The 23288-nt window shown below is 61.0% G+C and carries 16 protein-coding genes; all 16 read left to right on the top strand.

Features of this window, described 5'->3' with window-relative positions:
- Nucleotides 1–360 precede the first annotated feature (360 nt).
- Nucleotides 361–1110, top strand: a complete 750-nt coding sequence (locus ACV4UY_RS02900) for a 4Fe-4S dicluster domain-containing protein (RefSeq protein ID WP_491606159.1) — start codon at nt 361–363, stop codon at nt 1108–1110.
- Nucleotides 1111–1118: 8 nt separating this feature from the next.
- The gene (locus tag ACV4UY_RS02895) at nt 1119–2783 is read left to right on the top strand and encodes an FAD-binding protein (RefSeq protein ID WP_491606158.1); all 1665 of its coding nucleotides are present in this window, start codon (nt 1119–1121) and stop codon (nt 2781–2783) included.
- 59 nt (nt 2784–2842) lie between these two features.
- Nucleotides 2843–4003, top strand: coding sequence for an ADP-forming succinate--CoA ligase subunit beta (gene sucC / locus ACV4UY_RS02890; RefSeq protein WP_491606157.1), 1161 nt, complete (start codon nt 2843–2845; stop codon nt 4001–4003).
- Between the two features lie 12 nt (nt 4004–4015).
- Nucleotides 4016–4888, top strand: coding sequence for a succinate--CoA ligase subunit alpha (gene sucD / locus ACV4UY_RS02885; protein ID WP_491606156.1), 873 nt, complete (start codon nt 4016–4018; stop codon nt 4886–4888).
- A 71-nt stretch (nt 4889–4959) separates the two neighbouring features.
- The gene (locus ACV4UY_RS02880) at nt 4960–6675 is read left to right on the top strand and encodes a 2-oxoacid:acceptor oxidoreductase subunit alpha (protein WP_491606155.1); all 1716 of its coding nucleotides are present in this window, start codon (nt 4960–4962) and stop codon (nt 6673–6675) included.
- Nucleotides 6675–7553: a 2-oxoacid:ferredoxin oxidoreductase subunit beta gene (locus ACV4UY_RS02875; RefSeq protein WP_420904427.1), complete on the top strand. Its 879-nt coding sequence runs from the start codon at nt 6675–6677 to the stop codon at nt 7551–7553. Before ACV4UY_RS02880 ends, ACV4UY_RS02875 begins: the two co-directional genes overlap by 1 nt.
- Before the next feature lie 189 nt (nt 7554–7742).
- Nucleotides 7743–8381 carry a pentapeptide repeat-containing protein gene (locus ACV4UY_RS02870; protein ID WP_491606154.1) on the top strand — a complete coding sequence of 213 codons (639 nt, stop codon included), beginning with the start codon at nt 7743–7745 and terminating at the stop codon, nt 8379–8381.
- 42 nt (nt 8382–8423) lie between these two features.
- Nucleotides 8424–8684 carry a succinate dehydrogenase assembly factor 2 gene (locus ACV4UY_RS02865; protein ID WP_491606153.1) on the top strand — a complete coding sequence of 87 codons (261 nt, stop codon included), beginning with the start codon at nt 8424–8426 and terminating at the stop codon, nt 8682–8684.
- A gap of 187 nt (nt 8685–8871) precedes the next feature.
- Complete coding sequence (locus tag ACV4UY_RS02860) at nt 8872–9513, top strand: adenylate kinase (protein WP_491606152.1); 642 nt, start codon at nt 8872–8874, stop codon at nt 9511–9513.
- Nucleotides 9514–9838: 325 nt separating this feature from the next.
- Nucleotides 9839–11872: a sodium-translocating pyrophosphatase gene (locus ACV4UY_RS02855; protein WP_491606151.1), complete on the top strand. Its 2034-nt coding sequence runs from the start codon at nt 9839–9841 to the stop codon at nt 11870–11872.
- A 487-nt stretch (nt 11873–12359) separates the two neighbouring features.
- Entirely contained in the window at nt 12360–14582 is a 2223-nt protein-coding gene (locus ACV4UY_RS02850) for an NADP-dependent isocitrate dehydrogenase (protein WP_491606150.1), read from the top strand.
- A 200-nt stretch (nt 14583–14782) separates the two neighbouring features.
- Entirely contained in the window at nt 14783–15244 is a 462-nt protein-coding gene (locus ACV4UY_RS02845; protein ID WP_491606148.1) for a bacteriohemerythrin, read from the top strand.
- 346 nt (nt 15245–15590) lie between these two features.
- Nucleotides 15591–15791: a hypothetical protein gene (locus ACV4UY_RS02840; RefSeq protein ID WP_491606149.1), complete on the top strand. Its 201-nt coding sequence runs from the start codon at nt 15591–15593 to the stop codon at nt 15789–15791.
- A 217-nt stretch (nt 15792–16008) separates the two neighbouring features.
- Nucleotides 16009–16470 (top strand): bacteriohemerythrin, encoded by a 462-nt coding sequence (locus tag ACV4UY_RS02835; RefSeq protein WP_491606148.1) that lies wholly within the window; start codon nt 16009–16011, stop codon nt 16468–16470.
- 346 nt (nt 16471–16816) lie between these two features.
- Entirely contained in the window at nt 16817–17080 is a 264-nt protein-coding gene (locus ACV4UY_RS02830; RefSeq protein ID WP_491606147.1) for a hypothetical protein, read from the top strand.
- Between the two features lie 94 nt (nt 17081–17174).
- Nucleotides 17175–23288 (top strand): cadherin domain-containing protein (locus tag ACV4UY_RS02825; protein ID WP_491606146.1); only part of this gene is annotated, 6114 nt, incomplete at its 3' end.

Here is a 23288-nt window from a genome sequence, read left to right as displayed (position 1 = left end):
CCCTTGCGGGAGTTCCACGGTAAACTGGCGGGATGGGGGAGAACCCCCTCACCCCTCACCGTGTACCTCCCTTGCGGGAGTTCCACGGTAAACTGGCGGGATGGGGGAGAACCCCCTCACCCCTCACCGTGTACCTCCCTTGCGGGAGTTCCACGGTAAACTGGCGGGATGGGGGAGAACCCCCTCACCCCCCACCGTGTACCTCCCTTGCGGGAGTTCCACGGTAAAAAATTCTGCGTGACCTTGATCCTCGTGCCGGATCATGGCATTCTTTTGGCGTTTGGTCGGATATAAATGAATTATGGACGATTAATCGGGTTTATGGAATAAAGCCGACCTCGAACAGGTCATGGCGGATCATTGAATAATACGCTGCAAACATCGTCCACGGTCGCGATCCGTTACGACGAAACATGGTTGCAAGTCCCGTCCGGCAAGACCATTCTCTCCGCTCTCGAGGCAGTGGGAATCGGTCCGGTGCGCGGGGTTGGATGTCGGGGGGGCGTCTGCGGGGCTTGCGCGGTTCTTTTTCGGGTGCCATCCCAGACGCATGCCATGTCCGCTGGCCTGATGTGCCAGCAGACGGTACTCGATGGCATGGAAATTCTCCCTCTGCCGCACGTCCCGGTCAAAAAACAACCGCACCGCCTGGAACTCCCAGAGGATGAGACACCGGCGCATCACGTCCTGCGGCTCTACCCGGAAGTCAACCACTGCGTCATGTGCGGTGAGTGTGTGCGCATGTGTCCCATGGACCTTGATGTCATGGGCTATGTGGGCATGATCAAACGGGGGGACCTCAAATCCGCGGCGCGGGAGTCGTTCACCTGCATTCAGTGTCAGTTGTGCGTGATCCGCTGTCCGGCGAGCATCTCGCAGCCGAATGCGGCCCTGGCCGCGCGACGCTGGCTGGGCGCCCATCAGGAGCCCCGCGCCGAGCATCTGACCCGCATGGTCGAAAAGGTCGATTCCGGTCGTTTCGCCGCGATCTTCCGCTGGATGCGGCGCATGGATTCCATGGAGTTCCAGGCGCTTTATCTGCGTCGGGAGCGCGAACCGGACGAATCCCCTCCGGGCACCTGGTTGCCCGAGGACCGGACGTTGTTATAAGAGCCGCCATGTCCATCGCTCATCTGCAACCGTTTCCCGAGTCGTTGCGCGAGTCGATCCGCATGGTGCAGCGGACCCGCGATCAGCGTTTGGACCGTCGCCGCATGGGCGAGGGGATCGAACAGCTCTCCCTGTCCGACCGGAGGGCGCTGCTGCGGGAGTTTCATCCCGACCATCGCGAGGAGGGGTTCGGCATCCTCTCGGTGGGGCCGTCCAAGGGGAGTTCGGTTTCCCTGGAGATTCTGGCGCTGCTCGAGGCGCGTCCCCGTCCGGTGGTGCAACGGTTGCTGGACGAGACGGCGGAGCGACCTCTCGCGGTGGACATGACCACCGACGTACTGGTGATCGGTGGCGGCGGTGCGGGTGTGGCGGCGGCCATCGTGGCTGCGGAGGCGGGCGCCCGGGTGCTGATGGCCAGCAAACTGCGCCTGGGCGACTCCAACACCGTGATGGCCGAAGGCGGCATGCAGGTGGCGGATCACGAATGCGACTCGCCGGCGCAACATTTTCTGGATGTGATGGGTGGCGGGCATTTCAGCAGCGATCCGGACCTGGTGGAGGCGCTGGTCTCCGAGGGGCCGGCGGTACTGCGCTGGTTGGAAGAGTTGGGCATGCTCTTCGACAAGTACCCCACCGGGCGGATGAAGGTGCGACACGGCGGCGGCACTTCGCGCAAGCGGTTGCACGCGGCTGGGGATGTCACCGGCCTGGAGATGATGCGGGTCCTGAAGGATCGTCTGGAGTGTCTCAAGGGGATCACGGTGTTGCCGTTCGCGCCGGCAGTGGAGCTTTTGACCGACGACAACGGACGGGCTGCCGGCGCGGTGCTTGAACAGTTACCGAGCGGACGTCCGCTGGTGGTGACCGCCAGGGCGGTGATCCTGGCGACCGGTGGCATGGGGCGGCTGCACCTGAGCGGCTTCCCGACCTCCAACCACCACGGCGCCACGGCGGATGGTCTGGTGTTGGCCTATCGGGCCGGGGTGCCGTTGCGCGATTTGCGCAGCAGTCAGTACCACCCCACCGGGGTGGCCTTTCCGGAGAAGCTGGCCGGACTGCTCCTGACCGAGAAGTTTCGAGGTCTGGGAGCGCAACTCCTGAACCGGCATGGGGATGAGTTCGTCTTCAGCCTGGAGCCCCGCGATGTCACCTCGGCGGCCATCATTCGCGAGTGTTCGGAGTTCGGGAACGGGGTGAACGTGCCGGGCGGCGGGGTCGGGGTGTGGCTGGATATCCCGATGATCGACCTGATCCACGGACGCGGGACCATCGAGAAGGAGTTTCCCGGACGCTTCAAGGAGTATCTGCGTATGGGCTTGGATATCCGCCAGGTGCCGTTGCTGGCCTATCCGACCCTGCACTATCAGAACGGGGGCGTGGTGATCTGGCCGAACGGTGGCACCGACATGCCGGGGTTGTTCGCGGCGGGGGAGGTGACCGGGGGGGTGCATGGACGCAATCGCCTGATGGGCAACGCCTTGTTGGAGATCCTGGTCTTCGGACGGCGCGCCGGGACCTCCGCCGCAGCCTTCGCGGCGGGGGTGAAGGACCCCACCGAACCGGGATTGGGCCATCTGGAGGCGTTTCTGGAACAGTTGGAGGCGGTCGGAAAACAATCGGGCGGAACCTCGCCGCGCTTGTTGCCGGCTTACGGGAGGGTGACTCCCATCTAGGGACTGCGTGAGGCAGGGCGTGTGGACATTGACCGTTGGAGCGAAACAGGTGAGAGACTATGAATATTCATGAATATCAAGCAAAAAAGATCTTGGCCGGTTTCGGGGTGAAAGTCCCGCGGGGTCATGTGGCCTTCACCCCGGACGAGGCCGTGGCCGGTGCGAAGGCGTTGGGTTCCTCCGTGTTCGTGGTCAAGGCGCAGATCCATGCCGGTGGCCGTGGCAAGGGCGGTGGCGTGAAGGTGGTCAAGAGCGTGGACGAGGTGCGCGAGGAGGCCCGGCGCATGCTCGGCATGACGCTGGTCACCAAGCAGACCGGTCCGGCGGGCAAGGAGGTGAAGCGGATCTATGTGGAGGAGGGGTGCAACATCGCCCGTGAGCTTTATCTCGGCATGGTGATCGATCGCGCCACCGGGCGCGTGACCATGATGGCCTCGACCGAGGGCGGCATGGAGATCGAAGAGGTGGCGGCCCGCACGCCGGAGAAGATCCTGAAGGAGGCCGTCGATCCGGCGGTCGGTTTCCAGGCGTATCAGGCGCGCAATCTGGCCTTTGGGCTGGGTCTGGTGGGTCCGCAGGTGAACAAGGGTGTGCAGTTCATGACCGCCCTCTACAACGCCTTCGTCGCCACCGACGCCTCCCTGGCCGAGATCAATCCTCTGGTGGTCACCGGGGACGGGGACGTGATGGCGCTGGATGCCAAGATGAACTTCGACGGCAACGCGCTCTATCGTCATCCGGATATCCGCGAGTTGCGCGATCTGGACGAGGAGAATCCCCTCGAGGTCGAAGCCTCGCGGCATGAACTCAACTACATCAGCCTGGAGGGCTCCATCGGCTGCATGGTCAACGGCGCCGGTCTGGCCATGGCCACCATGGACATCATCAAGCTCAAGGGGGCCGCGCCGGCCAACTTCCTGGATGTGGGCGGCGGCGCCACCACCGAGTCGGTGACCGCAGCCTTGCAACTGATTCTCTCCGATTCCAGCGTCAAGGGTGTGTTGATCAACATCTTTGGCGGCATCATGCGGTGCGACGTGATCGCCGATGGCGTGGTGGCCGCCGCGCGCAAGGTCGATGTCAAGGTGCCGTTGGTGGTGCGCCTCGCCGGCACCAACGTGGATCTGGGCAAGGAGATCTTGAAAAAGTCGGGTTTGGCGATCATTCCCGCAGATGACTTGGACGATGCCGCCACCAAGGTGGTGGCGGCCATTCAATAAGGAGGGTTTTCGATGAGCATTCTGGTTGACAAGAATACCCGTGTGATCTGCCAGGGTTTCACCGGGGCCAACGGGACCTTCCACTCCGAACAGGCGATCGCCTACGGCACCCAACTGGTCGGCGGCGTGACGCCAGGCAAGGGGGGCACGCGCCATCTGGATCGTCCGGTGTTCAACACCGTGGCCGATGCCGTGCGCGAGACCGGCGCGGATGCGTCGGTGATCTTCGTGCCGCCGCCCTTCGCGGCGGATGCCATCATGGAGGCCGCGGACGCCGGCTTGAAGCTGGTGGTCTGCATCACCGAGGGAATCCCGGTGCTCGACATGGTGAAGGTGAAGCGGTTTCTGTCCGGTGGCGCCACTCGTCTGGTGGGGCCGAACTGTCCGGGCGTGATCACGCCGGGCGCCTGCAAGATCGGCATCATGCCGGGTCACATCCACAAGGTGGGCAACGTCGGCGTGGTGTCGCGTTCCGGCACCCTGACCTACGAGGCGGTGGCACAGACCACGGCGGTCGGGCTGGGTCAAAGCACCTGCGTGGGCCTGGGCGGCGATCCGATCAACGGCACCAATTTCATCGACTGCCTGTCGATGTTCCAGGACGATCCGCAGACCGAGGCGGTGATCATGATCGGTGAGATCGGCGGGACCGCCGAGGAGGAGGCCGCAGCCTGGATCAAGGAGCACATGACCAAGCCGGTCACCGCTTTCATCGCCGGTGCCACCGCGCCCAAGGGCAAGCGCATGGGTCATGCCGGCGCGATCATCTCCGGTGGCAAGGGGACCGCCGCTGAAAAGTTCGAAGCATTGGAAATGGCGGGTGTTCACATCGCCCGTTCACCCGCCGAAATGGGTGTCGTCGTCAAGCAGTCGATGAGGGGGTAGTTTGATTCAAGTGCCGTTCCGGCTCGGGAGCGTCGGAACGGCCATACTTCAAGCAAGGAGAGGAACGCTCGATGTCCAAAGCAAATGACCTGATCATCCGGGTCGCCGGAGAGGGAGGCGAGGGTATCGTTTCCACCGGTGACTTCGTGGCCGCGGCCTGCGCGCGGGCGGGGTTGGAGGTCTACACCTTCAAGACCTTCCCGGCGGAGATCAAGGGTGGTTACGCCATGTACCAGGTTCGGGTCAGCTCCGAACGGGTGTACAATCAGGGCGACACCTTCGATGTCTTCTGCGCGTTCAACGGCGAGGCCTATGAACTCAACAAGCATCTCCTGACACCGGGAACCGCTTTCGTGTACGACTATCCGGGCGGCGACTTCGAGCCGGAGATTCCGGAAGGGGTGATCGGCTATCCTGTGCCGATGTCTCAGGCGGCCAAGGATCTGGGCTCGTACCGTTCCAAGAACATGGTGGCCATGGGCGCGCTGTCGGTCCTCTTCAACATCAACGAGGAGACCCTGCGGCAGGTTCTGACCAACAAATTCAAGAAGAAGGGCGAAGAGATCCTCGGCTTCAACCTCAAGGCCTTCGAAAAGGGCAAGGAGTTGGGCGCCGCGATCCAGAAGGTGGACAACTGGCGCGTGGCCGATGCCGTGGATCCCAAGGATGTGATCATCATCTCCGGCAACGACGCGGTGGGCATGGGCGCGATTCTGGGCGGCCTGGAGTTCTACTCCGCCTATCCGATCACGCCGGCCACCGAGATCGCCAAGTTTGTGGCCACCCACATCCCGAAGTTGACCGGCACCCTGGTTCAGGCCGAGGACGAGATCGCCTCGATCGCCCAGGTGTTGGGTGCCTCGTATGCGGGTCGCAAGTCGATGACCGCCACTTCGGGTCCGGGCCTGTCGCTGATGAGCGAATTGTTGGGCATGGCCTCGATGGGCGAGATCCCCACGCTGGTGGTGGACGTGCAGCGCGGCGGTCCCTCCACGGGTCTGCCGACCAAGCACGAGCAGTCGGACCTGTTCCTGGCCATCCACGGCACCCACGGCGATGCGCCGCGCGTGGTGCTGTCGGTGGAGGACGTGAAGGACTGCGTGGACATGACCGTCGATGCGCTGAATCTGGCCGAGGAGTTCCAATGCCCGGTGATTCTGCTCTCCGATGGCTCGCTGGCCTTCTCCACCCAGACGATCCCGGCTCCCAAGCCGGACAGCTACACCATCGTCACCCGCAAGCGTTGGGATGGCGAGGGGAAGTATCAGCGTTACGCCATGACCGATGACCTGGTGTCGCCGATGGCTGATCCCGGCACGCCGGGTGGCGAGCACATCGCCACCGGTCTGGAGCATGGCCCGAGTGGCTCTCCGTCCTGGTCGGCGGACAACCACGAGGCGATGCATCGCAAGCGGTTCGGCAAGATCCAGGGCCTGGCCGAGAACTACAAGCCGGTCGAGATCGACGGCGACGGCGAGGCGGATGTGGGCATCATCACCTGGGGCAGCACCATCGGCGTGGCCCGCGAGGCGATCGCCCGTCTGCGCGCCGACGGTTACAAGGTCAAGGGGTTCTATCCCAAGCTGATGTGGCCGATGCCGGTGGCACAGTATGAAGCCTTTGCCAAAACCTGCAAGAAGATCCTCGTGCCCGAGGTGAACTTCCAGGGTCAGTTGTCCCATTTCATCCGCGCGGAGACGTCCATCCGTCCCATTCCCTACACCGTCTGCGGGGGTCTGCCGTTCAATCCCGCGATGATCGTGAATAAAGTGAAGGAGGTGCTGTAATGTCCATCGCCGCGTTGCACAAAAAGGAAATGGCGCCGAAGGATTACAAGTCGGACGTGAATGTGGTGTGGTGTCCGGGCTGTGGCCATCACGGCATTTTGAACGGGATCATGCGCGCCCTCTCCGAGTTGGGCGTGGATCCGACCAATCTGGTGAACGTTTCGGGCATCGGCTGCTCGTCGCGTACCCCGTACTTCATGCAGTCCTACAAGATGCACACCCTGCATGGTCGCGCCGGACCGGTGGCCACGGGCGTGCAGCTGGCCCGTCCGGAGCTGCTGGTGTGCATCACCGGCGGCGACGGCGACGGCTTCGCCATCGGTGGCGGTCACATGCCGCACATGGCGCGCCGCAACGTCAATATGACCTACATCTTGTTCGACAATGGCATCTACGGTCTGACCAAGGGTCAGTATTCGCCCACCTCTCGCCGCGAGTTGAAGGCCTACACCACCCCGTATGGCGGTCCGGATGATCCGATGAATCCGCTCTTGTACATGCTCACCTATGGGGCCACGTATGTCGCCCAGGCCTTTGCCGGCAAGCCCAAGGTGTGCGCGGATCTGATCAAGGGGGCGCTGGAGCACAAGGGCTTCTCCTATGTGAACCTCTACTCCCAGTGCGTCACCTACAACCGCATCGACACGATCCAGTACTATCGCGATCTGATGAAGGAGATCCCCGAGGGTCACGATGTCACCGATCTGGGGGCGGCCATGGATATCGCCCGCGGCGATGGCGAGGGGCATCGTCCGATGGGGTTGTTGTACAAGGTGGAGCGCGAAACCCTGGACGAGCGTTTGTCCGCCATCGTCAAGATGGTCAACGGCACGCCGGATTATGATCGGAACAAGATCGTCAATCTGTACCGTCCGTGAGGTGATGTCGTTGGGTTGTTGATTGCCGGTCCGGGGGTGGTGATCGCCCCCGGACCGAATCATCGGAGGATCTCGCGATTTTCGTGGTGTTTTGTTTGCCAGATACCATGGACGGTGTGTGGAACCTGTGTTAAAGTGTCTGTAGTACAGGGTCAATCAACTTGATATTTCTAATATTAACGAATTCGCATGCAACGTTTCGTCACCAAAACCGCCTTGATGGAAGCCTTCGGTCACGCCGACGGCTCCTTGCGTGACGCGGACCTCTCCTTCATTCACATCGCGGGCGTGGATCTGTCCGGCATGAACCTCTCCGGGGTGAATCTTTCCGGCGGGGTGCTGAGCGATGTCAATCTTGATGGCTGCGATCTGACCGGCGCCCATGTGGTGGAGTCGCAATTCTTCCGCGTCACCATGCGTGAAACCCGCATGCCGCACGCCCTGTTCCAGAGGGTGGAGATGGATCAATGCTCCCTGGAGGGGGCGGATGCCACGGAGGCATCGTTTTTTTTGAGCACCATGCCGCGCATCGATTTCCGCAACGCGGTGCTGGTGAAGGCGCAGATGCTCCAGACCAATCTGGATCAGGCCGATTTCACCGGCGCGAACCTCTCCCAAGCCCAGATGCGCGAGTCTTCGCTCGAGGCGACCCGTTTCATCTCGTGCGATCTGCGGGGGGTGGATTTTCGCAAGGCCAATTTCCATCACGCCGAGTACCATCACGTCTGCACCGACGATGCGTTGTACTACGGCAAACCGCCCTGGGGGGGCGAGACGATTCCCGGTCGGGACTGGGTGCGGGATCTTCCGGTCTTCGACGGAGAGTAGCGGGATCTGGGGCCAAGGGATCCGATGGGTATGGATGGCGATGTGAATCTCGTTGCGGCACGGCGGCGGCTGGCTTTTCTGGCCGGGAGGCGGTCGATGGCCGAGATGGAGCGCATTCTGGAGCGTTTTCTGGAGCGCGAACTCGCCGGGCTGGATGACCGGGCTTGTGCCGGGTTTTTAGAGTTGCTCGAGGAGTCGGATGCGGATCTTCTGGATTGGATGGGCGGCATCAAGCCGATACCCGAGCGGATCGACCGGAGCTTGATGGCGCGTCTGGGTGCGCATACCCGCGAGCATTCGTGAGAGGACGCGTCGGGATGGTGGAAAAATTGGCGAAAAAATCATTTTAGGGTATGACAAGCACGCCAGGATGGTTTAGTATCGAAAAAATTTGTCAACTTTACAATTGATTGAAATCAATATCGTTTATCGTCGTTTGTCCGACTTGTTTCAGCCACGTGATTGTTCATTGTATCCAAAGGAGTTTCGCATGAATCTGATCTTTATGGGCCCTCCTGGTGCCGGCAAGGGCACTCAGGCGCGGCGCATCGCGGAAAAGTATGGCATTCCGCAATTGTCCACCGGTGACATGCTGCGCGCGGCGGTCAAGGCCGGCACCCCGGTCGGCCTCCAGGCCAAGGCGGCCATGGAGAGCGGCGGTCTGGTGACCGACGCGATCGTGGTTGGCATCATCGGGGATCGCATCGGCGAGGCGGATTGCGCCAAAGGTTTCATTCTGGACGGGTTTCCGCGCACCGTCGGCCAGGCCGAGGCGCTGGACACCATGTTGACCGAGCGGGGGCTGAAGATCGATCAGGTGATCGACATCACCGCCGCCGACGAGGCTCTGGTCTCCCGCATCACCGGACGCCGCACCTGCGGCAAGTGCGGCGAGGGGTATCACATCGAGCACAAGGCTCCGGCGGTCGAGAATGTTTGCGACAAGTGCGGCGGCGCCCTGGTCACCCGCGCGGACGACACCGAGGAGACGGTGCGCAACCGTCTGACCGTCTATCATGCCCAGACCGCGCCGGTGCTGAATTTCTATCGCGGCAAGGGCGAGATCAAGGTTGTGGACGGCATGCAGGACATGAACGTCGTGTTCGATGCCCTGTGCGCCATCATCGGCTGACGGAGCCAAGTCGCGTGCGGTTGGACCGAATCCGGCCTGCGGCGCGCGAACTTACCGTGCATCTCCCCTGCGGGATGGGAAGGTGGGGCGAGAGGGGTTGGCTCCCTTCTCTCTGAGAGGCGGTTTGGTGGTTCCCGGCATGGAATCACCAAACCGGCACGAATCAGAAAAATAACGATTCGTGCTTCTCAAATGGCTGCGCAATTGGGCGGGCCATGAATGGCTCGCGTCGGCTGTTTGGCATTTGCCGAACAGCCTTTGACACGTAACACAACCCGCGCGAGCGGGAATGAAAACTCATTTTTCGGATAAGGGGTTTGAGGCTATGGAAATATCGATGGGGGCGTTGTTCTTTTCGATACTGTGCGGAATAGGCGCAGTGGCATACGGGTGGAAGACCCGTGAGTGGATTTTGGCCCTGCCCACCGGAACGGACCGGATGCGTGAGATCGCCGGAGCCGTGGAGGAGGGGGCGCGTGCCTACATGAAGCGTCAGTACACCACGATCGGTTATGTGGGTGGTGTGCTGTTCATGTTGATGGCCATGTTCCTGGATGTCGCCACGGCGCTTGGTTTCGTGGTGGGCGCGGTGCTCTCCGGTCTGTCCGGCTTCATCGGCATGGGCATTTCGGTCAAGGCCAACGTGCGCACCGCCGAGGCGGCCAAGAACGGTCTGGATGCCGCCCTGCAGGTGGCCTTCCGCGGTGGCGCCATCACCGGCATGCTGGTGGTGGGTCTGGGTCTGCTGGGGGTTGCGATCTTCTTCTGGCTGCTGTTGAAGCTCGCCGGCGGAACCACCATGGCGATGGTTCTCAAGCCGTTGGTGGGCGTGGCCTTCGGTGGTTCGCTGATCTCCATCTTCGCCCGTCTGGGTGGTGGCATTTTCACCAAGGGCGCGGATGTGGGCGCGGACCTGGTGGGCAAGGTCGAAGCCGGCATCCCCGAGGATGACCCGCGCAACCCGGCGGTGATCGCCGACAACGTGGGCGACAACGTGGGCGACTGCGCCGGCATGGCCGCCGACCTGTTCGAGACCTATGTCGTGACCGTGGTGGCCACCATGCTGCTGGGCGCCCTGGTCATGCCGACGTTCGGCAATGCCGTGATCTATCCGCTGGTTCTGGGCGGCGTCTCGATCATCGCCTCCATCGTGGGTGTCTATTTCGTCAAGTATCTTCCGGGCAAGAAGATCATGACCGCGCTCTATCGTGGTCTGATCGTCTCCGGCATCATCGCCGCGGTCACCTTCCTGCCGATCACCATGTGGATCATGGGCAAGAACGGCATGTACAGCGTCGGCGGGCTCTACGGAGCGGCCATGATCGGCCTGGCCCTGACCGCCGCCATGGTGATGATCACCGAATACTACACCGCCACCGAGTTCCAACCGGTGCGCGATATCGCCAAGGCCTCCGAGACCGGCCACGGCACCAACGTCATCGCCGGTCTGGGCGTCTCCATGAAGGCGACCGCCGCCCCGGTGATCGCGGTGTGCGCCAGCATCGTCGCCGCCTATGATCTGGCCGGCCTTTACGGCATCGCCGTGGCCGCCACCTCCATGCTCTCCATGAGCGGCATCATCGTCGCCCTCGACGCCTATGGCCCGATCACCGACAACGCCGGCGGCATCGCCGAGATGGCCGAACTGCCCTCCGAGATCCGTGACATCACCGATCCGTTGGATGCGGTCGGCAACACCACCAAGGCCGTCACCAAGGGGTATGCCATCGGTTCCGCCGGTCTGGCCGCCCTGGTGCTCTTCGCCGACTACACCCATGAACTCGGACGCTTCGTGGAAGGCATCACCTTCAACCTCTCCGATCACATGGTCATCGTCGGCCTGTTCATCGGTGGCATGATGCCGTATCTCTTCGCCGCCATGGGCATGGAGGCGGTGGGTCGCGCGGCGGGCGCCGTCGTGATCGAGGTGCGTCGTCAGTTCCGCGAAATCCCAGGCATCATGGAAGGGACCGGCAAGCCGGACTATTCCAAGGCCGTGGACATGCTGACCAAAGCCGCCATCGCCGAGATGATCGTCCCCTCGCTGCTGCCGGTGCTGGTTCCGGTGCTGGTCGGCTTCCTGCTCGGGCCCCAGGCCCTGGGCGGCGTGCTCATGGGTACCATCATCACCGGCATCTTCGTGGCCATCTCCATGACCACCGGTGGTGGCGCCTGGGACAACGCCAAGAAGTACATCGAGATGGGCAACTTCGGCGGCAAGGGTTCCGACGCCCACAAGGCGGCGGTCACCGGTGACACGGTGGGCGACCCCTACAAGGATACCGCCGGTCCGGCGGTCAACCCGATGATCAAGATCACCAACATCGTGGCTCTGCTGATCGTGGCCCTGATCGTCTAATGGTCGTGAATCGCCCCTGGAATCTCCCTTCGGAGATTCCAGGGGTCGCACTTGCAGGATGGGGGATCCCTCCGACCGTGGACCTCCCTGGCGGGAGTTTTACGGTAACTTGGCATGATGGGGGGAACTCCCCCCTCACTCCCCTTACCATGGACCTCCCTTCGGGAATTCCACGGTATTGATGGGGGCTCAACACTGTTCTGGTTGAATTCCGACGCGGGCTTTTCGAGTTCGCGTTGGCTGGGAGAGAGGGGGCTCCTCCCTGGCATGAAGAACCTTCCTTCCCAAGCGGCGCGCGGTTTTTTGGAGATGGGGATCCAGAGCATGCCGGCGCCATCCGAGAGTCCCCCCGGAGTCGCCCTCCGGTGGTTCCAAGCGGCAGGAGATGCACTCCGTTCCGGGGTCGTCGCCCCCACGCGGATTCAAGTCCATTTCCTGGTCGATCCAATCGTCACAGCAGATTCACAGAGTCAAGGAGCTACAATCGATGTCACAACCGGATATCATTTACACCAAGGTCGATGAAGCGCCGGAATTGGCCAGCGGCTCGTTCCTGCCGATTCTCCAGAGCTTCACCCGCGCCGCCGGCATCACCATCGGCACCAAGGATATCTCCCTGGCCGGACGCATCATCGCCAGTTTCCCGGAAAATCTCACCGAAGCCCAAAGACAACCCGATGATCTGGCCGAATTGGGTGAACTGGTCAAGACCCCGGAAGCCAACGTCATCAAGCTCCCGAACGTCAGCGCCTCGGTACCGCAACTCAAGGCGGCCATCAAGGAGCTGCAATCCCAGGGGTACGCCATTCCGGACTATCCCGAGGATCCCCAGAGCGATGCGGAGCGCGAGGCCAAGGTCCGTTACGACAAGATCAAGGGGAGCGCCGTCAACCCGGTGCTGCGCGAGGGCAACTCCGATCGTCGCGCCCCGCTTTCGGTCAAGGCCTATGCCCAGAAGAATCCCCACAAGATGGGGGCCTGGAGCCCGGACTCCAAGACCCATGTCTCCTCCATGACAGGCGGTGATTTTTTTGGCAACGAGAAGTCCCTGACCGTCTCCGCCGCCTCGGCGGGGAACGCCCGCATCGAGTTCGTCGGCGCCGACGGCTCGGTGAAGGTGATGAAGGATAAGGTTCCCCTCAAGACCGATGACGTGATCGACGGCACCTTCCTGAGCGTCCAGGCGTTGCGCGCATTCCTCAAGGAGCAGATCGCGGAGGCCAAACAACAGGGTGTGCTCTTCTCGTTGCACATGAAGGCCACGATGATGAAGGTGTCGGATCCGATCATCTTCGGTCACGCGGTGACGGTCTTCTTCGAGGAGGTGTTCACCAAGCACGCGGCGTTGATCGCCAGGCTCGGCGTGGATCCCAACAACGGCTTCGGCGACCTGCTTGCCAAGATCGCCACCCTGCCGGATGCCGAGCGTCAGGCGATCGAGGCGGACATCCAGGCCTGTTTCGCCAACGGACCGGCTCTTTACATGGTCGATTCGGATCGCGGCATCACCAATCTGCACGTTCCCAGCGACATCATCGTCGATGCCTCCATGCCCGCCATGATTCGCAACGGCGGCAAGGGTTGGGGTCCGGATGGCAAGGCCAACGACACCAAGGCGGTGATTCCGGATCGTTGTTACTCCGGGGTGTACGACGCCACGATCAACTTCTGCAAGAAGCATGGCGCCTTCAATCCGTCCACCATGGGCAGCGTGCCGAATGTCGGCCTGATGGCCCAGAAGGCCGAGGAGTACGGATCCCACAACACCACCTTCAAGGCTCCTGCCGATGGCGTGATGAAGGTGATCGACGCGGCGGGAACCGTGTTGATGGAGCATGCGGTGCAGGCCGGGGATATCTGGCGCATGTGTCAGGCCACGGACGCCGCGATTCGCGACTGGGTGAAGCTGGCGGTGACCCGTGCCCGTCTCTCCGGCTGGCCGGCGGTGTTCTGGCTTGACGCGGCCCGTCCCCACGATGCCCAGTTGATCGCCAAGGCCGAGGTCTATCTCAAGGATCACGACACCACCGGGTTGGATCTGCGCATCCTGCCGCCGGTGGATGCGGCCATCTTCTCCTTGCAGCGCATGAAGGATGGTCAGAACACCATTTCCGTGACCGGCAACGTGTTGCGTGACTATCTGACCGATCTGTTCCCGATTTTGGAACTGGGCACCAGCGCCAAGATGCTCTCCATCGTCCCGCTGATGCAGGGGGGCGGTTTGTTCGAGACCGGTGCCGGGGGTTCGGCTCCCAAGCATGTGCAGCAGTTTCTGGAAGAGGGGCATCTGCGTTGGGATTCGCTGGGCGAGTTTTCCGCGTTCGGGGCTTCGCTCGAGCATCTGGGACATACCCGTGGCAACTCCAAGGCCCTGGTTCTGGCCAAGACCCTGGATCATGCCATCGGCATGCTGCTCGACAACAACATGTCGCCGGGTCGTGCCGTGGGTGAGGTGGACAACAAGGCCAGCCACTACTACATCGCCAAGCACTGGGCCCGTGCCCTGGCCGATCAGGACGAAGATGCCGGGTTGAAGGCCCATTTCGCACCGATCGCCGCCGCGCTCGAGCAGAATGACGCCACGATCTCCGAGGAGTTGAAGATTGGAGTGGGATCGCCCATCGACGTGGGTGGGTATTACCATACCGATCCGGTCAAGGTGGCCAAGGCGCAACGTCCGAGCGCCACCCTGAACGCCATCATCGGTTAAGGGGTGGTTTGAGGTCGAATCTGGCCGCTTATCCGGGCTGTTGTGGCCCGGAAAGAAAGGCTGGGCATGGATCTGAATGATTGCAATTCGGGCCATGAATCCGTATTCTATGGGTTCATGGCCCTTTTGTTTCGTGGAACCTCCATCATGGATGGGCACGGTCGGGGGCTCAACCTCTCTATTTTGTCGAGGCGCGCTTGATGGAAAACCGACTCAGTTTCATGCCCGCGCAATACCGTCTGGGCTGTTCGTCGATCGATACCCAGCACGAGTTGATCTTCGCCATCTATCACGAGTTGTTGCGTTCGTTGGATCAGGGGGAAGATGGGTATGATCTGGCCACGGTGTTTTTGTGTTTGAACGGCTACACCGCGACCCATTTCAAACACGAGGAGACTTTCATGCGCTCCACCGGTTTTCCGGGCATGGAGGATCATCTGCACGAGCATCGCTCGCTGGTCAAACAGGTCGGGTTGTTTCGGGAGCGGTTCGCCAACGCCGGTTCGGCCCAGGCCGAGCGGGCCATCGCCCGGGAAGTGGCTTCATTTCTGCTGATCTGGCTGGAACATCACATCGCCGAGGTGGATCGGGAGTTGTGTGCCTATCTTTTGGTATATGCGCAGGAGTTTCCGGAGCATTTTGATTCAACTCATTCTTTGTAATCCATTGGGATTATTTCTTACTTGATGATGGTCTTTTGGTGAATAATGCGATATTAACAGACGATCATTTATTCTTTTAATTTTTAATTTCTTGCTTTGCAAGAATATTGTACTTGTTTAATCTGCTTGCAATTTTCAGAAATCTACAGGATAATTCATCCCATCTATATGGCTGGTGGCGGGTTTGTCACAGTCGTCCCTTCCTTGATCCGGTTGGTCTTTGGTTTGTTCATGATGTCGTCTTTCAAATGTCGTGGAACGTTGTTCAAAAGTCCCGTGGATTTGTCTTGAGGAGGATCCTTCTCAAGACAAATCCGGTTATTGATTCCAGTGTGGAGCTTATCGTATGAGTATTTCCGAGATCTATTGTGATACTTTTGGCAATATTGTCGTCACCGGCAATATCGTGCGCATCGAGTTGGCCACACTCGATCCGTCCCAATCCGATGCCAACAATCCGAAGATGGAGACCCGTTCGCGCCTGATCATGCCGTTGGATGGTTTTTTGCGTTCGTTCGCAAGGCGCAACGTCCGAGCGCCACCCTGAACGCCATCATCGGTTAAGGGGTGGTTTGAGGTCGAATCTGGCCGCTTATCCGGGCTGTTGTGGCCCGGAAAGAAAGGCTGGGCATGGATCTGAATGATTGCAATTCGGGCCATGAATCCGTATTCTATGGGTTCATGGCCCTTTTGTTTCGTGGAACCTCCATCATGGATGGGCACGGTCGGGGGCTCAACCTCTCTATTTTGTCGAGGCGCGCTTGATGGAAAACCGACTCAGTTTCATGCCCGCGCAATACCGTCTGGGCTGTTCGTCGATCGATACCCAGCACGAGTTGATCTTCGCCATCTATCACGAGTTGTTGCGTTCGTTGGATCAGGGGGAAGATGGGTATGATCTGGCCACGGTGTTTTTGTGTTTGAACGGCTACACCGCGACCCATTTCAAACACGAGGAGACTTTCATGCGCTCCACCGGTTTTCCGGGCATGGAGGATCATCTGCACGAGCATCGCTCGCTGGTCAAACAGGTCGGGTTGTTTCGGGAGCGGTTCGCCAACGCCGGTTCGGCCCAGGCCGAGCGGGCCATCGCCCGGGAAGTGGCTTCATTTCTGCTGATCTGGCTGGAACATCACATCGCCGAGGTGGATCGGGAGTTGTGTGCCTATCTTTTGGTATATGCGCAGGAGTTTCCGGAGCATTTTGATTCAACTCATTCTTTGTAATCCATTGGGATTATTTCTTACTTGATGATGGTCTTTTGGTGAATAATGCGATATTAACAGACGATCATTTATTCTTTTAATTTTTAATTTCTTGCTTTGCAAGAATATTGTACTTGTTTAATCTGCTTGCAATTTTCAGAAATCTACAGGATAATTCATCCCATCTATATGGCTGGTGGCGGGTTTGTCACAGTCGTCCCTTCCTTGATCCGGTTGGTCTTTGGTTTGTTCATGATGTCGTCTTTCAAATGTCGTGGAACGTTGTTCAAAAGTCCCGTGGATTTGTCTTGAGGAGGATCCTTCTCAAGACAAATCCGGTTATTGATTCCAGTGTGGAGCTTATCGTATGAGTATTTCCGAGATCTATTGTGATACTTTTGGCAATATTGTCGTCACCGGCAATATCGTGCGCATCGAGTTGGCCACACTCGATCCGTCCCAATCCGATGCCAACAATCCGAAGATGGAGACCCGTTCGCGCCTGATCATGCCGTTGGATGGTTTTTTGCGTTCGTTCGGAATGAGCAAGCAGGTGGTGGATAAATTGACCGAGGCCGGCGTCTTGCGTCGCAATCCGGCGGTGGAGGGGAGTGCCGCCCCGACGCGTTGATGGGACGCGAGGGGGGGTGGGTTGTTTATTGACTTGTCCGTGGGGGAGAGGCTCGGCGGACGACGACGTGTCTTGAACGAGCGGGATGTTCGCCATGAAACAGTTCTTGCCACAGGGATTTGTCGCGCAATCCCTCCTTGCGCCATGGGTGAATCACGAGATCCATCTCAAGATTCCGCCGGGCGCCGCCTCGATTCTCCTTCCGGACGGCTCTTTTCTTCTCCAGGGCGAATACACCCAGGATGGTCAGGATCTGCTGATCACCAACCCGGATGGCGCGATGATCCGCATCGAGGGATATTTTTCCCTTGCTTCTCCCCCGGATCTGGCTTTGGACAATGGCTCGGCGCTTGTTTTTGCGACTGTTCGGGCGTTGACCTTTTCCGTGGACCAATCGGTCGTGGTGGCCGGTCCCGGCGCACCCGGCGTGGCGGAAGTCGGTGAGGTGGTCGGCAAGGTTGCCACCATGTCCGGCACGGTCGAGGCCAGGGGCAGGGACGGGGTGGTTCGCTCCCTCAAGGAGGGAGATCCGATCCAGGAGGGGGATCAGCTTTCCACCTCGGCGGAGAGCCTGGCCCAGTTCGTGATGAACGACGGCACCACTTTCCAGTTGGGTGAATCGGCTCGCGCCCTGATCGATCAGTTCGTCTTCAAGCCCGAGGAGTCCAAGGGGCAGTTCGGAGCCACGGTGTTGACCGGTGCGTTCCGGTATGCCAGTGGCCAGATCGGGCAACTCCATGCCGGCAAACATACCCTGATCAAGACCCCGACCGCGGAAATCGGCGTGCGCGGTAGCGAACTCATGGGCGAGGTGGTGACCGACGGCAGCACCACGGTGGTCCACAACGCCGGTATTCTCGAGATCGCGGATATCCACGGGCAAGGGATGGTGGTGCTGTTGAAACCGGGCACCGCCACCGTGGTCAAACTGAGCGGTGGACCGCCGGTACCGGTATTCCAGGCGCCCGAGGCGTTGATGAAGCGCCTGGAGGGGCAGGTGTCGTTCCAGGCGGTGATTCGAGCCAAGGAGACGGAGAAACAGCAGCAACTCGAGAAACCGCAGGAGAAGCCCGGACAGACCACGGACAAGGATCATGCCACCGATCCCAAGGCCACCAAGGAGGAGAAGCAAGGCGAGGAGTCCACCGGGCAGTCCGGGGGAGAGAAGCCCTCCGAGGAGAAGCCGCTCGAGGAGAAGCCGCTCGAGGAGAAGCCCAAGGAGGAAAAACCGGGTGCGGATGCAAAGGGGGGCGAGGTTACCTGGGAGACCCTGCAAACCAAGGTGACGCAGGCGGAGATCAAGGCGTTCGCCGAAACCCTGTTGGTCGCGATCGCCAAGGTCGAGGAGGCCACCAGGCAGATCACCCCGGATAAGGCGGCTCCGCCCGAGACTCTGAAAGTCTCCTTGGGGGAGTATCAGATCGAACTGATTCCATTTATCAACCATGCGCCGCTCCTGCCCGCCGTTGCCAATCAGGTGGCCGCGGAGGATGTTGCTTTTACCCTGAATCTGGGTGGCAGCGTGGATCCGGATGGTCAGGATGTCACCTTGAGCGCGAAGTTGGTCGGTGGTGCGTCCTTGCCCGCCTGGTTGAAGTTCGACGCGACCTCCGGACGGTTCACCGGAACGCCCTCCAACAGCGATGTCGGCAATCTCTCCATCCAGGTCACGTCCACGGATCCTCTGAATTTATCCACCAGTCAGGTTTTCAGCCTCACGGTGGCCAACGTCAACGATGCTCCGGTGGTCGCGTACGGGGTCGCCATGGCGGTCGCGCGATCCGAACGGGCCGTGCTGATCAAACAGGTGGGGGATCATTACGTCGCGCAACTCGCGGACGGCTCTCCTTTTGCGTTCACCGTTCCCGGCAACACCTTTCTGGATGTCGACCAGTCGGTTGATCCGAACGAAGCGTTGACCCTGACCGCGACCCTGGTGGATACGGACGGACATCAGATCCCCCTGCCGAGCTGGATGCAGTTCGATGCGACCACGGGCCGATTGACCGCGGATGGCATCACCCCCGCGCAGTTGGGCAGTTACAGCGTGCGCATCACCGCGACCGACCGGGCCGGGGCGCAAGTGTCGGATACCTTTTCGCTGGTGGCGCGGATGGCGGATGCCCCCCAGGCGGATGTGGGCGTCGGCTATTTTCTGGACAGTGCCGTGGGTGGCATCACCTATTACGCCGACGACATCGAGGGTCAGACCGACGCACAGGGACGCTTCACCTATCATCCGGGGGAGAAGATCGTCTTCAAGCTGGGGAATCTGGTGCTTGGCCAGGTATTGACCGGCGAGGGTACTTCGGTGATCGTCACACCGGTCGATCTGGCGAGTGGCTCAACGGGCACGATCAACGACAACATCCTCACCAATCTGTTGCGGCTGTTGCAGACCCTGGACAGCGACGGCAATCCGGACAACGGGATCACGATTTCGCCCGCCACCATCGAACACGCCCAGAATCTCGAACTCGATTTGACCTTGGCGCCCGAGGCTTTTGCCAACGATACCCAGCTCAAGGGGTTGCTGGCCGAGGTGGGGATCCCCGACCTGATTCCGGTCGAACAGGCGTATTCCCATTTTCGTGATTCGTTGACCCCGGTAATCGGGGAAGGGGGCGCGGATCCCCTGGTCCTGGCGTTGGCGGAGAACAGTACCGGGATCGAGACCCTGGCTGCGAGCAGCGTGCATGCGCATGCGGATTTGAGATGGTCGATCTCCGGTGGCACGGATGCGGATCTGTTTGCCATCGATCCGGTAAGCGGCGCCTTGTCTTTCAGGTCCGCGCCGGATTTCGAGAACCCGAGCCACGGGGTAGGCGGCCATGTCTACACCTTCACGGTGACCCTCACCGATCAAGGGGGGGCATTTGCCGCGGACACGGGTGCGCGCCCCACGGTCTCCCGGTCGGTCGAGGTCACGGTCACCAACCTCAACGAATCCCCGACGGTCACCTCCGGGGGTGTTGTTTCGTTCGTCGAGAACGGCACGGGCACGGTATATCAAGCGACGGGAAGCGATCCGGATGCCGGGACCGCCCTGGTCTGGTCGCTCTCCGGCGCGGATGCCGGGTTGTTCGAGATTTCGGCGGCGGGTGCCGTGCGTTTCAAGAGCGCGCCGGACTACGAATCACCCGCCGATGTGGGTGGGGATCACGTTTATGACCTGGTGGTGACCGCCTCGGATGGTTTTCTCGCCGATTCACGCGCGGTGGCGATCACGATCGTCAATCTCGACGAGGTGGCGCCCATCTTCACCTCGGGTACCACCGCGACCACCCTGGTCGAGAACAGCGGCGCCAATCAGTTCGTCTATACCGCGTTGGCGACCGACAACAAGGATTACAGTGCGGGGGTTACCTACAGCCTCAAGGCTGGAGGCGATGCGACGGCTTTTTCGATCAACGCTGCGACGGGCGCGGTGCAATTGATCGGCAATCCGGATTTCGAGTCGCAGCCCGGTTATGCGTTCACGGTGGTCGCGACCGATGGGGCGGGCCATGCCGTGGAACGAGCCGTGACCCTGGCGATCACCAATCTCGACGAGGTGGCGCCGACGATCACCTCTTCCGCCACGGCCACGTCGATATTGGAGCAGAGTGGCGCGGGGCGGGTGGTTTATTCGGCGCTTGCGACCGATGTCGGGGATGTGAGCGCGGGCGTCACCTACAGCCTGAAAGCGGTGGATGATTTCGCGTCTTTCTCCATCAACGTCCTTTCCGGTGCGGTCACCCTGATCGACAACCCGGACTTTGAAACCAAATCGGGTTACTCCTTCACGGTACAAGCAACCGATGGCGCCGGGCATGTCGCCGAGAAAGCGGTCTTTTTGGCGATCACCGATGTGAATGAAGCGGTGTTGTCGATCACTTCGGGCCCGACCGCCACGCCACTTGCCGAGAACAGCGGTGCCAATGTGTCTGTTTACACCGTGGTCACGACTTTTGCGAGTGGCGTGACCTACAGACTGAAAACCGGCGTGGGGGATGCAGCGGTCTTTTCGATCGACAGCGCAACCGGTGTCGTGACGTTGACCGTCAATCCGGACTTTGAAGCCAAGGGGAGCTACGGCTTCACGGTGGTGGCGACCAGCACGGCTGGGAAGGCGGTGGCGCAGGCGGTGACCCTGGTGATCGCCAATCGGGACGAGGTGGCCCCGATTTTCACCTCGGGCGGGACCGCGACCACGATTAACGAAAACAGCGGCGCGGGTCAGGTGGTCTATTCGGCAGTTGCCAGCGATTCGGGCGATGTGAGCGGTGGGATTACCTACAGTCTCAAGTCAACCGGTGATTCGGGATCCTTCTCCATCAACGCCACGACCGGCGCGGTGACCCTGACCGGCAATCCGGATTACGAGACCCAGTCGAGCTACAGCTTCACCGTGATCGCCTCGGACGGGGTGAACGCCGGGGTGGAACAGGCGGTGACCCTGGCGATCGCCAATCGGGACGAGGTGGCCCCGGTTTTGACCTCGGGCGGGACCGCGACCACGATTGATGAAAACAGCGGCGCGGGTCAGGTGGTCTATTCGGCAATTGCCAGCGATTCGGGCGATATCAGCGCGGGCGTGACCTACAGCCTCAAGCCGGTTGATGACTACCTTGCCTTCTCCATCAACGCCACGACCGGCGCGGTGACCCTGACCGGCAATCCGGATTACGAGACCCAGTCGAGCTACAGCTTCACCGTGATCGCCTCGGACGGGGTGAACGCCGGGGTGGAACAGGCGGTGACCCTGGCGATCGCCAATCGGGACGAGGTGGCCCCGGTTTTGACCTCGGGCGGGACCGCGACCACGATTAACGAAAACAGCGGCGCGGGTCAGGTGGTCTATTCGGCAGTTGCCAGCGATTCGGGCGATGTGAGCGGTGGGATTACCTACAGTCTCAAGTCAACCGGTGATTCGGGATCCTTCTCCATCAACGCCACGACCGGCGCGGTGACCCTGACCGGCAATCCGGATTACGAGACCCAGTCGAGCTACAGCTTCACCGTGATCGCCTTGGACGGGGTGAACGCCGGGGTGGAACAGGCGGTGACCCTGGCGATCGCCAATCGGGACGAGGTGGCCCCGGTTTTGACCTCGGGCGGGACCGCGACCACGATTGATGAAAACAGCGGCGCGGGTCAGGTGGTCTATTCGGCAGTTGCCAGCGATTCGGGCGATGTGAGCGGTGGAATTACCTACAGTCTCAAGTCAACCGGTGATTCGGGATCCTTCTCCATCAACGGTTCGACCGGCGCGGTGACCCTGACCGGCAATCCGGATTACGAGACCCAGGGGAGCTACAGCTTCACCGTGATCGCCTCGGACGGGGTGAACGCCGGGGTGGAACAGGCGGTGACCCTGGCGATCGCCAATCGGGACGAGGTGGCCCCGGTTTTGACCTCGGGCGGGACCGCGACCACGATTGATGAAAACAGCGGCGCGGGTCAGGTGGTCTATTCGGCAGTTGCCAGCGATTCGGGCGATATCAGCGCGGGTGTGACCTACAGCCTCAAGCCGGTTGATGACTACCTTGCCTTCTCCATCAACGGTTCGACCGGCGCGGTGACCCTGACCGGCAATCCGGATTACGAGACCCAGGGGAGCTACAGCTTCACCGTGATCGCCTTGGACGGGGTGAACGCCGGGGTGGAACAGGCGGTGACCCTGGCGATCGCCAATCGGGACGAGGTGGCCCCGGTTTTGACCTCGGGCGGGACCGCGACCACGATTAACGAAAACAGCGGCGCGGGTCAGGTGGTCTATTCGGCAGTTGCCAGCGATTCGGGCGATATCAGCGCGGGCGTGATTTACAGTTTGAAAGCGGGTGGTGATTCGGGCTCCTTCTCCATCAACGGTTCGACCGGCGCGGTGACCCTGACCGGCAATCCGGATTACGAGACCCAGGGGAGCTACAGCTTCACCGTGATCGCCTTGGACGGGGTGAACGCCGGGGTGGAACAGGCGGTGACCCTGGCGATCGCCAATCGGGACGAGGTGGCCCCGGTTTTGACCTCGGGCGGGACCGCGACCACGATTGATGAAAACAGCGGCGCGGGTCAGGTGGTCTATTCGGCAATTGCCAGCGATTCGGGCGATATCAGCGCGGGCGTGACCTACAGCCTCAAGCCGGTTGATGACTACCTTGCCTTCTCCATCGAGGGTTCGACCGGCGCGGTGACCCTGACCGGCAATCCGGATTACGAGACCCAG

The sequence above is a fragment of the Candidatus Magnetaquiglobus sp. genome (assembly GCF_058402785.1).
Note: the sequence above shows the minus strand (reverse complement) of the source record. Positions and strands in the feature narration are given on the sequence as shown.